Here is a 13,639-nt window from a genome sequence, read left to right on the forward strand (position 1 = left end):
CTACCCGAAGTGAAGAAGGGCAGCCATGGCTTCCGGTGAACCCGGCGGTGTGGCAGAGAAGGGCGTAGTTAACATAACAACAATGATAAAGACGATGAAACAGGCAAATATAAGACAACTCACGGCAAAGCCGCGATTACGCTTTTGCATAAACAGTCGAATACCTGTGACAAAGAGAAGTACCGTAACAGCTACGAGAACGATCGACATTGCAAAATAGGCTACGCCATAAAGTGATTTGAAAAATGCTTCCATTTGTTCTTAACGCTCCTTAGATCCTCATATTTAAGCCCTTCCAAGCCATTCCTTAGTAGCATACGACAGATTGACTTGTTTGAAAAGCAAACCGGGCGCGTGTTCCCGTTTCCGCCATCACCCTGGGACAGGTTACATGGAAAAGGGGCCTTTGCCGTGGACAGACATCCAAGAAAGCAAGGCTTCTGTTGAGTATGTATAAGGAAGGACTATTGTTTCAAGGAAGGAGATCAACCCATGTCGAGACAACTTGCAAGCAAATGGCGGAAGACAGCGGCTCTGATGAAATACCCGGTAGCTGCTGTCCATATCCCACAGACCAAGGCATTCAACTCGGGTAATCTGCTGCAAATGCTCAGTCGTTATGGAATGGTGTATGTCAAACCTATTGTAGGAGGCGGAGGTTACGGTGTCATCCGGGTATCGGCTAGCGGTGGGGCTTATCGATACACCCATATGAAAACAACCCGTTCTTTCGCCAGTTTCAGCCAGATGTATCGCTCTCTGGTGCGTGTAAAGGCTAGACGCAAGTACTTGATCCAGCAAGGCATTCATCTGGCAACAATTCAAGGGAGACCTGTTGATTACAGAGTCAAAGTTGTCAAAACCCAACGAGGCTGGGTATTCCGTTCCTTAGTAGGACGACTCGCTCGTCCCGGACTCTGTGTGACGAATCTGAGCAAGGGTGGCACCATGTTATCAGGAAGGCGAGCTCTTGGTTTATCCCTGCCACATATATCCGGTCGGCACAAACGCCGGGAGATGCGTTCACTTACACTGACATGTACGTACATTATGGAAAGTCAGTTTCCTGGTGTAGGTCAGCTTGGATTTGATTATGGACTGGATTATTCAGGCAAGATCTGGATTCTGGAAGTGAATACCAGACCCCAATAGAAAATGAATGGGAAAACTCAAGAAAATTCAAGAAAAACCGATAATATATAAAAGAAAACGGTATGAAAACCGTTTGAAATTTTACATTACCGGGTAATTTACTCGCAACAAGTCTTGAAACTATGAATTTATTCCAAAAAAAATACGCTGATAAACGTTCTGACAGTAGTACAAACTCCCTGTGCATAAATATTGTCCACACTATACACGTTGATTACTCTATATTTTTTCCATTTATCAACAAACTATGCACAGGATTTCCACATATCGTTGTGGATAACAAGAACGCTTGTTCTCTATATGAATCTCTGATATGATAGTTTTGAGGAAAAAAAAGGAAAGGTTGTGGCGGGAAATGGCTATGTTATCCGATGAGATGTTGTTGGATTCCTACCATAAAGCGATTGAGTTGAATCTCGAACGAGATTTCATCGCACTGCTGTTGGCAGAAATCCATAAGCGCAAACTGGGTACCGACGTATCTGCCATTCTTCACTAGAGATCCTCATTGCAGGCAATGTTACAGGTTTCCGGACAAGTCCCATAGTGAGACTGGCCATGGCGTGCTCGTCTGACAATGGTGACAGTACATCACATGATTGCAAACGTTTTCGACTTCGTCTGCCGTGTCAGAGGAAGTTTGGAATACGTAGGGGCTGTATGGTCCGGTGTAATCATCCAATTTGCCGCATTCTAACAGTCCCTGAAGGCAGTGGGGGCAAGCCTGCTCCGGTACAACCAGACCGTTACACAGCGGGCATATATAAGACAAGGGTATCCCTCCTGATATGGATTCACTCAGGAGTAAGATACCCTTTTTTGTATCAATATATGTTATTTCAGCAAAACTAGCGTTTCATGTTACTGCTGTGTCCTGGGGACAATTTGGCATCCGGATCGAAGTATACCTTCGCATTGTTGACGGCTGTTGGAGCTTCGCCGAATCCGACAGCGATCAGCTTCAGTTTACCCGGATATGTTGTGATATCTCCGGCAGCGAAGATTCCTGGAATGGATGTTTCCATGCGGGAATCAACAACGATGGAGTTGCTGTCAATTTCGATACCCCACTCGGCAATCGGTCCGAGAGAAGAGACAAATCCGAAGTTAACGATCACGTCATCTACTTCGATTTCCTGAGTTTCTTTGGTTTTCACATGAGAAAGGGTTACCTTGGTAATCATGTCATCCCCATGAAGTTCCGTGATTTCGGTCGGTGTAACGACATTCACCTTGGAATTCATCAGGTTTTCGACACTGTGCTCATGTGCACGGAACTTGTCCCGGCGATGGATCAGTGTCACTTGCTCAGCGATAGGCTCCAGCATGAGTGCCCAGTCTACCGCGGAGTCACCGCCGCCACTGATCAGTACCTTTTTGCCAGCGAAGGCATTCAGATCACTGATGAAGTAGTGCAGGTTGCTCTTCTCGAACTTGGCAGCACCTTCAAGCTCCAGGCGACGTGGTTCGAATGCACCTACACCAGCTGTAATAATGACGGCTTTGGCATGATATTCATTCTCATCCGTCTTCACGACGAAATGTTGCTCATCCTTTTTCTCCACCGATACAACCTTTTCTTCAAGGCGGATGTTCGGGTTAAAATGATTCATTTGCTCAACCAGGTTATTCACCAGTTCCTGAGCTGTTACTTTCGGGAATCCGGCTACATCATAGATGTATTTCTCCGGGTAAAGAGCGGCAAGTTGTCCACCAAGCTGTGGCATACTTTCAACCAGTGTAACGGATGCCTGACGCATCCCACCATAAAACGCAGCGAACAGACCCGCAGGGCCTCCACCGATAATAAGTAAATCAGTCATATCATGACTGGAATTTTGTGCAGTCAAGAATCAACAACACCTTTCATATTTTAATAGGTAGTTAACAGAAAGAATGTGCAGGCTACGTATCGTAACCGGCATGGGTGCTGAACTGTCTTTCCTATTATAAACGGTGTATTCAGGGTTGCAAAGTTAGCGGCGTCACGAAACTGGGAACAATTGATGAAGATCAGATGAGAATAGGATGAAATTGGAAATGAAAGGTTATGAAAAATAACAAAAAAAACCTTGATCTTTACTAGAAATACAGATATCCTTGACCTGTACTATGTGTTTTTTTGTCTAATTTAGAGTCAATATGTAATATGAAGACAGATCCCGTGTTTTGTAGAATCTTGTGGTTAATTTCACAACTTGAAACGATAACTTGCGTGCAAACGTATCAATTTCATAAACCCTTTAGTTGCTTCAATCAAGTCTAGATATAGATCAAAACGGTTCGATACGTCGATATCTAGTTTCATAAAATCCATTTTTAGTGAGTTATGAAATTGATGCAAACGTTTAAATAAATTCGCGAAGTTAACATTTGTCGTCATAATGGGCAAGACCTCATCAATATTTGTAAGTATGTGCATTTTGCATCTCACCCAAGATCGGGCTGATGCAAGTGAAACCGGAAGGGGTATAGACATGAGCAGTATTCCCAAAATCGTCATCCTCGGCGCGGGCTATGGCGGGATTCTGACAGCCCAGCGGCTGCAGAAGGAATTGAACTATAACGAGGCCGACGTCACACTGGTGAATCGGCATGATTATCATTATATTACTACACATCTACATATGCCGGCAGCCGGCACGGATAGCATTGAGCATGCAAGAGTGCCCATTTCCAAGCTGATTGATGAGTTCAAGATTGATCTGGTCAAGTCGTCCGTGAAGGAGATTCGTCTGCAGGATCGGAAGATTATTCTGGAGGACGGCACGTTATCCTATGATTATCTGATTATTGGACTAGGCGGTGAGCCTGAGACCTTCGGTATTCCGGGGATGCTCGATCACGCCATGACAATCCGCAGCATTAACTCGGTCAGATTGATTCGAGAACACATCGAATATCAATTTGCGATGTACAAAAACGATAACAAACGAAATCGTATTCGGTTTGTCGTAGGTGGAGCGGGTTTCAGTGGTGTTGAATTCGTAGCTGAACTTGCAGATCGTATTCCACAGCTGTGCAAGGAGTTCGACGTGAATCCGAAACATGTGCATATCTATAATGTAGAGGCAGCGCCTTCGGCCTTGCCTGGATTTGACCCGGAACTGGTAGAACATGCGATGAATGTGCTCAAGAAGAAGGGCGTTACTTTCAAAATTGGTGTTCCAATCAAGCAATGTCTCCCGGACGGGGTTATTGTGGGTGAAGGTGAAAAGCTCGATGCGGCTACAGTCGTATGGACCGGCGGTATTCGTGGTAACTCACTGCTTGAACAGGCAGGTCTTGAAGTGATGCGAGGACGTGTGAAAGTAGACGACTACTTGCGTGCTCCAGGTCATGAGCATGTCTATGTCATTGGTGATAATTCACTTGTCTTCAACGCGGAAGGACGGCCTTATCCACCAACAGCCCAGATTGCGATGCAGCAGGGTGTGAACTGCGCCAAGAACGTCGTGGCATCTATTCGCAAGAAACAGCCACAACCTTTTGTATTTACGAGCAAAGGCACGGTTGCTTCATTGGGTAAAGGTGAAGCCATTGCCGTTGTAGGCGGCAAGAAATACAAGGGCTGGAAAGCGGCTCAGTTGAAGAAACTGGTTGATCTGCGTTATCTGTTCATCATTGGTGGTATTCCGCTAGTCCTGAAGAAAGGGCGGTTTTTTGGATGAGACATTGCAGTGTTCAGGTCCGGGGACTATTAACACGTGAAGAGCTGGATCGATACAACGCCCTGATGCAGGTCGGTGGTTATCTCGAGGAACAGGATCAATATGATCTGGCCTACATTGTGCAGAAAGAAGTGGATATTCTCATTTTGCCCGCGATTGAGCGTCTTAAAGAGAAGGGGCGTGACCGTGACCGGGCCACAGCCGAATTCCTCGAATCGCTGAAAGCGGTAGATGATGAGGACGAGGATTAGAGACATAACCTTCCAATCGCTGTTATCCCCAGATTTTTTTGATTCCCTTTTGTTAAAGGGAAATCCGGAGATAAAGGCGAACGCTTCGCTTTTTCAGGTTTTTTCTGTCCTTTCCGTTTTTGTGTAAATAAATAGTTCAAACAATATAGATCTAAATCAAGCTTGAGGTAGTAGAATATAGATAGATAATAAAGCACCGCTGACAATATCCTTTACAGGAGATGTCGCGGTGCTTTATTGTGCTTTGTGCTATTTCTACAGCTTAAGCATGTCTTCCAGTGTTCCTTCGTTCAACAGACTTCCCACATAGAACGAACCGAATTCGCCATAACGGGCGCTAACTTCATCGAAACGCATCTCATAGACGAGTTTTTTGAACTGAAGTGCGTCATCCGCAAATAGCGTAACGCCCCATTCCCAATCGTCGAAACCGACAGAGCCGGTAATGATCTGTTTTACTTTACCCGCATAGCTGCGGCCAATCATGCCGTGACTACGCATCATGGTGCGACGCTCGTCCATGGACAGCATGTACCAGTTGTCATTCAGCTCACGTTTTTTGTTCATTGGATAGAAGCAGATGTATTGTCGTTGTGGCAGAACAGGTTTCAGACGGGCGATAATATCCGGATTCTGCATCGGGTCTTCGCCTTCTTTGCCAAGATAATTGCTCAGTTCCACTACACTGACGTAGGAATACGACTTAGTTGTGTATTGAGCAAACATCGTTTTGTTAAACGCGTTCTCAACAGCCTTCAGATCTTCCAGCGTTTCACGAAGGTGCATCATGACGAGGTCTGCTTTTTGACCTACAACCGTATATACAACGGTACTTCCTTTGGATGAATCCTCGACTTCTTTCCATTCTTTCCAGAATTCCTGAAGCTCGTCCAGTGCTACAGCGCGTTCTTCATCATCTGCTGCTTTCCAGGCGGCCCAGTTAATCGAGCGAAAATCATGCAGGGCATACCAGCCCTCCAGTGTTGATGCGGCTTCGTTCATTGGTTGTGTTCCTCCTGCAAGGTATATTTCCAAATCCCTATAAGAGGTTGTTCAAAAAGTCCGCTTTTGATTACGAATCATGCCTGGTGGCATCATCAGCATCGAATATGGCATTCAGCCGAAATAAGTGGGAGGCTTACGAAGTATGTTTCCTTAGGAAACATTGTAGCTGCTCACGTAGCTCTATCTACGCTCCGCTACTCCATTTCTAACTTCATTCCATCTTCTCGGTACTGAAAACCAGTCTTTTTGAACACGCACTATAAGGGACGGGTGATTGCTTTATCGTTTACATTGTATCCCAACATGAAGCAGAAGGGCAAATGAACAGAGTATAAATATAGGGAAATTTGTCCAGAAAGTTCGTTGCTTCGCCACATTTTTTGCGGTACACTAACTACTATCCAGAAGTGAAACCTGAATGTGTGAAAGAAGAGGTGAATGTCGCCCGATGCAATTTATACCTGTGTTAGTATTGATGGTATTATTTTTCGTTATGATGTTTGGTATCGGTTTCATTCTGAACATGCTGATGAAGACAACCTGGTTTCCTTCCTATCTGTTCATTATTGTAATTCTGCCTATTGTTGTGTACTCTCTATGGGATCAGTCGTCATCTCTGATGTCACATCTGGGTTCTTTCCAGCTTGTAGACTATATGACGGGCATCGCTGGACTGGCTGGTGCGATAATCAGTGGCTGGACGATCCAGAAGTTGCGTTTGGGTGGGTACAGAATGTTTTAGATTGTTGGAAAGAGGCAACACATGCCACTGTAATCGCGTGAAAGTCTTGTCTTTGTCGTAAACGCTTACGAGTACAAAGGGAAGGCTTTTTTGCTATTCATTTATATTATAAGGATTATTGTACACTTGTACTTCATATACATCTGGAGAACATTCTCTTTAGATATTCCCTTGTATTCTGCGGCTACAGCTTTTATAGTATTCTAGCGGCTCTCGACATTTTATTTTAGAAATTTGCTGAATTCGGCGAAAACGTGAATGATGTCGACCTAGGACGAAACGGAACGAGAACAGGCCATCTTTTTACCTGTTTTTGAGCATTTGAGGATCAGACATTTATGATAGAATAGATAAACATACTTTTGGGGAGAAGGAGATCAGGCTATGCGCATGAAGAATCTGCACCATTATACTGAACATCATCGCTACTGCGTATACAGGGAGTTTGGACTTAGCGCCCTGGATGACCGTATGCTTACAGGAGCATATCAGCCCATGGTAGGTGCTTTTGCGGTTGGCTTGTATCGGCTGTTGTTTCAGCATCTTCCCGGTGAACAGGTCGGTTATTCGCCGCTTGAACAGCAACGGAGGCTGTTCATGACGCTTGGCTTGGAGCCAAGTGAGAAAGGGCGCAAATATTTGTTAGAGCAGACATCCAAGCTTGAGGCAGTGGGGCTACTTCAGACATCACGTCTATATATACCGGAAAATGATGATTACATCTACGAATATGAGCTGCAACCGCCGCTCTCTCCGGCAGAGTTTTTCCGGACACAGCATTTGACACTGCTGCTTCGTGACAAGATTGGTAAATTCGCAGTTCTTTCCCTGCGTTCCGGTTTCTCGGCAGTGGAAAATGGGGACGCACCTTATCCGGCAGCCAATAAAGAGAATATTTCCGTTCCCTTTTACGATATATTTGAATTGAATACCCATGTAATTGATTACGAGTTGGAGCAAGCATTGTCGGAAGTATCAACTACGGCCCAACGGACAGGCACGAATGATGCAGCGGAAGAAAATAGTTTGAACTATGCCGACATTATTTTGCGTTTCCCGCGGGAGTCCGTCAATCGCCGTCATGTAGAACAGCTGCGGTTCGACCATGAACAACTAGGCATTGTAAATTATGTAGTGAACAAGTTCAACCTCAGTGTGCAGGATGTATGCCGACTGCTGGACGAAGATGATATCTTCAGTCCGCAGGGCCAGCTGATTTTGGATGATCTCCAGCATAAGGCGAGCATGCAGTTCAGGCAGACGAAGAAGCGTCATGAGCAACAGACCGTACAGGCGGCCAAGGTCGTGGCGCTGAGACAGCATATGGAGGAGCCAGAGCGGAAAGAAGACTCCGGTGAACCACCTGTTGAGCATGGAGTGCAGATGGAATATTACGTCGAAGTACCTCCGCAATTTATGACCAAGTGTGATATTCATCAATACAATATGATGTTGCGTAATGAGCCATACACACGTCTGTTGCAGACATTTTTCCCGGGTGCAGTACCAGACAATCTGATCGATATATTTGAGAAAATTGATCTGAGCTACAAGTTGCCTGGTGAAGTCATCAATGTATTGATTCATTATTTGATGGCATTGCTTGTATCCGGCGGCGAGCAGCGGATTAACCGTAACTTCGTTGAGGCGATCGCCTCCAACATGTTGCTCAAGCAGGTGAACTCTTACGAGAAAGCTGTTCAATATATTCGTGATCAGGCCAAGGTCAAAGGCAAACAGGCTGCTGGTGCAGCTGGAACCCGTACCCGTACATACGGCAAAGGAACCAAAGCCAAGCCCGAAATTCCGATTGTACAAGACATAAGCACCGATGGAGACGCCGTATCCGAGGAAGAGTTCGAAGAGATGATGCGATTTGCCCAGCAGATGCAGGCGAGTAAGCAAAAAGGCACTTCTTAAATATTTTTAATAAAGCCAAAAAGACGAGTCCTCCGATTAATGGAGACTCGCCTTTTTGCTATATAAGTTGAACTGAAGAAACGTATTTTACGTTTAATCATTTCCATACGTTCAGGAGGGGGCCGTGTGAAATAGCGATGTCCTAATCACTTCGTTGGACAGACAGAGTTTTGTGTAAAAACGGCCACCATCCGGGAACGGCTATTCTTCGTATACATTTCCGAACTGACTTACTTGACCGGCCCCATCCAGGTTGAAATCGTCTTCTGCTGGTGCGGCAACGGCGGTTTTAACTTCCCGTTATCGATCAAATGCTTCAAAATATAAGCGACAAGCCGGCCTCCGCCGGTGTTGCCTCTCACCATGTAAGCAAGCTGCGGCTCCAAATGCTTCGGCTGATTTTGCAGGAACAGGTTGAGCATTTTGTCGTAGAGCTTGCCGACAGCAGGCGCATACAGAGCGGACAAATCCGGCATTGCTTTGTTCAACCGATCCAACGTTTGCGGAGAGTCCATCCAGACCGCATTGAACTTGTACCCCTCCTTCGTCTTGCGGATGTACCCCTTCTCCAGCAGGAACGAATATTGCTCAGCGTTCTCTTCGTTGTCGGGCAGTTCCCCTTGTTGGAACGCATGACAAATCTCGACATTCCGATATTCCAGCAAACGCCAATCCATCTGGCGGTCGCTCCAGTACGTATTGAATTGCCACAAGTATAAAGGAGAGTCTTCGACGTAGCGGAGCGACGGACCGAAGGTGACGTAACTACTCATATCAAAACCCGGATCGGCATAGTGGCTCCGATTTAACGCCGCATAGGCAATATATTGACCTCCGTCCTTTCGCATTGGTGCGACCGCATCGAAGTTTTCGCCAGCCGGCATGCTCCGCCAAGATTGCTCCTCGATGTTCTTGGGCAGCAAGGTCCAGAGCAGGAAATTATAGTCGCCGTCCGGAACGTAAACTCCGCTATCCTCGACTTGCCGGCGAACTTCCATTATTGCGTCGAAATGAACATCGGCCACTTCGGCGGCGCAATCTTGCCAGAATTGATGACCAGCTACGGCTAACTCGAAGAGGTCCCAGACGATGGTATTGCTTTGATATTTGCCGGGAGAGGTTTGGATGAGAAAATTGTAATCGGCCAGGTGCCGGACTTCGCCTTCCAGCAAAGACGGCGGCATTCCGAGCTCCTCCGCGATTTGATGTACGGTACGCGCCTTATGATAAGCCGCGTAAACGATATTTTGCGCCAAGGCGCGTCCAAGAAAATCGTTGGTTTCGCCCAGGCTGCCGGCCGAACCGGAATGGCCCATTTCCCCCATGCTGACCGGATTGACACTTAAAGTTCCTGTTGCACGCATACGTTTCATCCCTTTCCGTAACTTCTTTTTGGCCTCGCTCAAATGCCACTTCACCGTGTTGACAGGAATGTTCAGAGCAATCGCGATATCGCCGATTTTAAGCTCGTCGTAGTAATGCATGACCACGATCCGGCGATGGATGTCGGACAGAAACGCGACTTCTCGGCGGAGCTCGCGGTAAGCTTCGGTTACCAGCAACCGGTCAAGCGGTTCCCGAGAAGGGGCGGCCGACAGTTCGGACATGCCGTTGATTTCGATCGCTTGGGGAGCGTGTGCACGCTTTTTCAACCAATTCACCCAAGTGTATCGAGCAACCGTCCAGACGTAAGCGTCAAGGCTTCTAATGTCCCGCACCCCAGAGAAGGATTTCAACAACTGCAGCATAATCTCCTGAGCCAGATCCTCCGCCTCGGCCCGCTGCTTGACCCGGTTTAATGCAAAACCGAAAATCGGTTTGACATAGCTCCGAATTGCTTCCGCTGCTTCTTTTCCGTTTTTACCAATTGAATCCATCTTTTGCCTCCATAGTTGCATCTGTAATTCCTGACAATTATATAGTGTGCCAGGCGAAATAAAGGTTGGGATTATTTTTTTAAAATTTGGACGTCCTAACGGATCGCTCATACATGTATAATTACAAACATCAACATCATGAGTAGGTTATTTAAATGGTTAAAGAGACGTTATGAACTTTTTGTTAAACGAGATGAAGATTACTTTAGATGTAAAGGTCTCACTTTTAGTATATAAAGATACTTCTTTTCCGTTCAACTATGGGAGGATACAAACTAGGAGCACGAGCCGAAGTTCTTCTTCGGGTACTTGGGGTACTCCTTCGTTCCGTAGTTAACCAGGAGTGGTCTCGATTAATTATTCAAACGCATAATTGAAATTCATTATACTAACGAGAAACGTTAGCTTAATGCTCAAAGAATCGACGTAATCAACTGCGGTTTAGAACTAACGGATGACAATAGGGATCGTGCAAAAATGCTAACAATCCTTATTGGTATACCTTTAGGGGGGATGTACTCCAGAAAATACGGACAAAAAAAAGCCCAAAAGGGCTACTTCGATAATTGTCATAGTAAACTTTTCCTAGTACTCTCACTGGAAAAAAATTATATCCTTAACTTTCCCTTGTAGGAGTATGAGTAGCAACTTTCCATTTACCTTCCTCATAGGTTAAAGTTATTTTTGCAGAGAGCGACCCCTCATTGGCACGATACTTACTGACCTCTATGGCAATGTTATTATCTGATTGCTTCTCCTGCTTTTCAATTTTCAGTAAAATCCCTTTTAGCGTATTATCAGACCGTTCAGACAGTCCTTCTTCAATCAATTCTTCATAGGTTAGGTTATAAATTTTTACGTTATATTTGCTGTGAAGGTAATCGTCAATGCTTTTCTTATCAGAATCCTTTAATGAAATTCCTTTATCAAAATCCAATGAGATATACTCCATGTTTTCATTAAGAGCCGTATCTGTTGAAATTAACTCCTCCAACGCCATACGATAAGGTTCACCTGGTTCATTCTGCTGACTAGAGCCAGTAACAACACCTGCGCAAGCTGATAGTAAAAATAACGCTACAACACTGAAAATAAAATGCATTGTCTTTACTTTTATGACAATCCCCTCCTGGGTACTCGTTTCCTAAATAAACGTAATGATAAACAGAAATGTTGTATTTCAGTTTAGAAAGCAGCCCAATTTGATCTGCCTAATTAAGCTAGCAAGTAGGTTAACGGCAAGGATCGTCTGTTGAGAGAAATGTAATATCAGAAGAATTTATGGTTTTAATAGGGGATAGTGATTACTTATTATCCAGATATATGCTACTCTCTTTTTATTCCATAGTTTTCTTAACGGAGAAATGGAAATTTAAATGTTGGGGGTAATTGCTTGCTTCTATCCGAACGATTGCCAATTGCAGCAAGTCTGTACCCTGAGGAACCTGCGTTAATGAGACATGGGCAAACGATGAGTTATGGGGAGCTTTACGGTCTGGTTGAAAGATTCAGTCATACCCTGTATGTTGAAGGACTCCGGGCCGGTGATCGTATTGCCCTTTTAGGTGATCCAGATCCCCAGCTCGTTGTTGCGTTTTATGCAGCAGTTGGGATCGGCGCTATACCACTCGTTCCTTCTCCTATGCTAACAGTGCCTGAACTCGCTGCGATATTTCAGGATGCAGAACCCCATATGGTTATTCATGATGACCAACATGCTAAAGTAGCTATTGCCACGGTAAAGCTTCTTGGGTATTGTCCAAAACTGTTCACGACAGACGAAGAAGGGACGAATAACAGTTCGCTCGCTGCTCTTTTACAGCAGGAACCCGCGTTCTCTCCAAAAGACCATTTCAAACGAAGTGTAGACGATACGGCAGTCCTGATTTATACGGGTGGGACAACTGGTCGACCAAAAGGGGTCATGCATTCGCATCGTGGTATGGCTGCTTGGAATCAACTTACGCCTTCTGCAGGCTTCGGTCATGATCTCAAGCGTCGTGTGTTAGTGCTCAACTTATCCCATCTGGTGGGTCAGTTCCAGTTGTGGGCGACCATGGCTGCTGGAGGCTGTCTTGTATTTCTAGATGAATACCCAGCGGATGTACACCGCATTATAGACGTCGTTGAACGTGATCAGATTACACAACTCAGCATAGTAGGCCAACTGCTACGTGATCTTACCCGCGAGGCATCCGTAGGAAGTAGAAACTTGAAGAGTCTTTCGCTTATTGGCTGCGGAGGGTCCATTATTTCCCCGGATACACTACAGGAGGTCGTATCGCAATTTCCTGAAGTTATCATTGTGAACAACTACTCACAAGCGGAATGTGGAATGTCCATAAGCCGCCTTTTTCCTGCTCAGCATATGGGCGATCCCCATCGCCTTCGATCCGTAGGTCGTCCTGCTGACTTGGCTGCCCAAGGTGAGCAGGCCTTTGAAGTTCGGATATTAGATACGGACGGAAGTGAGACAGTTACGGGCGAGGCTGGAGAAATCGTTGTTCGAGGTGCACAGACCATGCTGGGGTATTGGCGCCAGTTGGAGGCTACTGCCGAGACCATGTCCGATGGCTGGATTCGAACTGGGGATGTCGGTTGTCTGGATGCCGAAGGTTACCTTTATGTGTTTGATCGCTTGAAGGATATGATTATTGTGGACGGTTCCAATGTGTTCTGTGCCGAAGTGGAGCATGTTATTGTGAGCCATCAGTCGGTAAGCGAGGCGGCCGTAATTGGACATCCTCTTCCTGACGAAGGCGAGGAACTTGTCGCTTTCATCGTGTTACAAGATGGTGAAAGTATGGATCTGACGCGGGTGCGAGCGTTTTGTGAGCCACACCTTACTCCGTACAAATGGCCGACTCAACTGTTCATTGTGGATACTTTGCCGAGAACAGCCGTGGATAAAATTGACAAAAAGCAGTTGCGCAAGCATCTATCCTCAATTTTATCCGAAGGACTATGCTAACGGGAATGCTGTTAAATAGCTGTTGGGCAGAATATTTATTGTTAGATCAA

At 45.6% G+C, this 13,639-nt stretch carries 13 protein-coding genes; 7 read left to right on the top strand and 6 right to left on the bottom strand.

Annotation, left to right across the window (positions count from 1 at the left end; all coding sequences use genetic code 11):
• Window positions 1-255: a hypothetical protein gene (locus tag MHB71_RS30620; protein ID WP_017692428.1), complete on the bottom strand. Its 255-nt coding sequence runs from the start codon at window positions 253-255 to the stop codon at window positions 1-3.
• A 237-nt stretch (window positions 256-492) separates the two neighbouring features.
• Here MHB71_RS30620 and MHB71_RS30625 point away from each other — a divergent pair, with 237 nt between their 5' ends.
• Both MHB71_RS30625 and MHB71_RS30630 read left to right on the top strand, forming a co-directional pair.
• On the top strand, window positions 493-1,152 hold the full coding sequence (locus tag MHB71_RS30625) for a YheC/YheD family protein (protein WP_076253234.1): 660 nt from the start codon (window positions 493-495) through the stop codon (window positions 1,150-1,152).
• 355 nt (window positions 1,153-1,507) lie between these two features.
• Window positions 1,508-1,651, top strand: coding sequence for a sporulation histidine kinase inhibitor Sda (locus MHB71_RS30630; RefSeq protein ID WP_017692430.1), 144 nt, complete (start codon window positions 1,508-1,510; stop codon window positions 1,649-1,651).
• A 21-nt stretch (window positions 1,652-1,672) separates the two neighbouring features.
• Here the strand turns inward: MHB71_RS30630 and MHB71_RS30635 are convergent, their stop codons facing one another.
• Both MHB71_RS30635 and MHB71_RS30640 read right to left on the bottom strand, forming a co-directional pair.
• Entirely contained in the window at window positions 1,673-1,924 is a 252-nt protein-coding gene (locus MHB71_RS30635; protein ID WP_076319806.1) for a hypothetical protein, read from the bottom strand.
• 76 nt (window positions 1,925-2,000) lie between these two features.
• The gene (locus MHB71_RS30640) at window positions 2,001-3,002 is read right to left on the bottom strand and encodes an NAD(P)/FAD-dependent oxidoreductase (protein ID WP_076319805.1); all 1,002 of its coding nucleotides are present in this window, start codon (window positions 3,000-3,002) and stop codon (window positions 2,001-2,003) included.
• Window positions 3,003-3,629: 627 nt separating this feature from the next.
• On the opposite strand from MHB71_RS30640, the gene MHB71_RS30645 reads away from it, so the two are divergent.
• Window positions 3,630-4,823: an NAD(P)/FAD-dependent oxidoreductase gene (locus MHB71_RS30645; protein ID WP_340028405.1), complete on the top strand. Its 1,194-nt coding sequence runs from the start codon at window positions 3,630-3,632 to the stop codon at window positions 4,821-4,823.
• The gene (locus tag MHB71_RS30650) at window positions 4,820-5,074 is read left to right on the top strand and encodes a hypothetical protein (protein ID WP_062837938.1); all 255 of its coding nucleotides are present in this window, start codon (window positions 4,820-4,822) and stop codon (window positions 5,072-5,074) included. Before MHB71_RS30645 ends, MHB71_RS30650 begins: the two co-directional genes overlap by 4 nt.
• A gap of 255 nt (window positions 5,075-5,329) precedes the next feature.
• On the opposite strand, the gene hemQ is transcribed toward MHB71_RS30650, so the two are convergent.
• Window positions 5,330-6,076, bottom strand: coding sequence for a hydrogen peroxide-dependent heme synthase (gene hemQ, locus MHB71_RS30655; RefSeq protein WP_036605768.1), 747 nt, complete (start codon window positions 6,074-6,076; stop codon window positions 5,330-5,332).
• Window positions 6,077-6,527: 451 nt separating this feature from the next.
• Between hemQ and MHB71_RS30660 the strand changes: the two genes are divergently transcribed.
• Window positions 6,528-6,821, top strand: coding sequence for a YuiB family protein (locus MHB71_RS30660; protein ID WP_036673352.1), 294 nt, complete (start codon window positions 6,528-6,530; stop codon window positions 6,819-6,821).
• Window positions 6,822-7,205: 384 nt separating this feature from the next.
• Window positions 7,206-8,741, top strand: a complete 1,536-nt coding sequence (locus MHB71_RS30665; protein ID WP_036605770.1) for a helicase DnaB — start codon at window positions 7,206-7,208, stop codon at window positions 8,739-8,741.
• A 230-nt stretch (window positions 8,742-8,971) separates the two neighbouring features.
• On the opposite strand, the gene MHB71_RS30670 is transcribed toward MHB71_RS30665, so the two are convergent.
• Both MHB71_RS30670 and MHB71_RS30675 read right to left on the bottom strand, forming a co-directional pair.
• Window positions 8,972-10,618 (bottom strand): RNA polymerase sigma factor, encoded by a 1,647-nt coding sequence (locus MHB71_RS30670; protein WP_076319804.1) that lies wholly within the window; start codon window positions 10,616-10,618, stop codon window positions 8,972-8,974.
• 616 nt (window positions 10,619-11,234) lie between these two features.
• Window positions 11,235-11,720 carry a hypothetical protein gene (locus tag MHB71_RS30675; RefSeq protein WP_340028406.1) on the bottom strand — a complete coding sequence of 162 codons (486 nt, stop codon included), beginning with the start codon at window positions 11,718-11,720 and terminating at the stop codon, window positions 11,235-11,237.
• Window positions 11,721-12,011: 291 nt separating this feature from the next.
• On the opposite strand from MHB71_RS30675, the gene MHB71_RS30680 reads away from it, so the two are divergent.
• Window positions 12,012-13,589 carry a class I adenylate-forming enzyme family protein gene (locus tag MHB71_RS30680; RefSeq protein WP_340028407.1) on the top strand — a complete coding sequence of 526 codons (1,578 nt, stop codon included), beginning with the start codon at window positions 12,012-12,014 and terminating at the stop codon, window positions 13,587-13,589.
• Window positions 13,590-13,639 lie beyond the last annotated feature (50 nt).

Origin of the sequence: Paenibacillus sp. FSL H7-0940 (genome assembly GCF_037979415.1) — a bacterium.
In the GTDB taxonomy this organism is placed as follows: domain Bacteria; phylum Bacillota; class Bacilli; order Paenibacillales; family Paenibacillaceae; genus Paenibacillus; species Paenibacillus amylolyticus.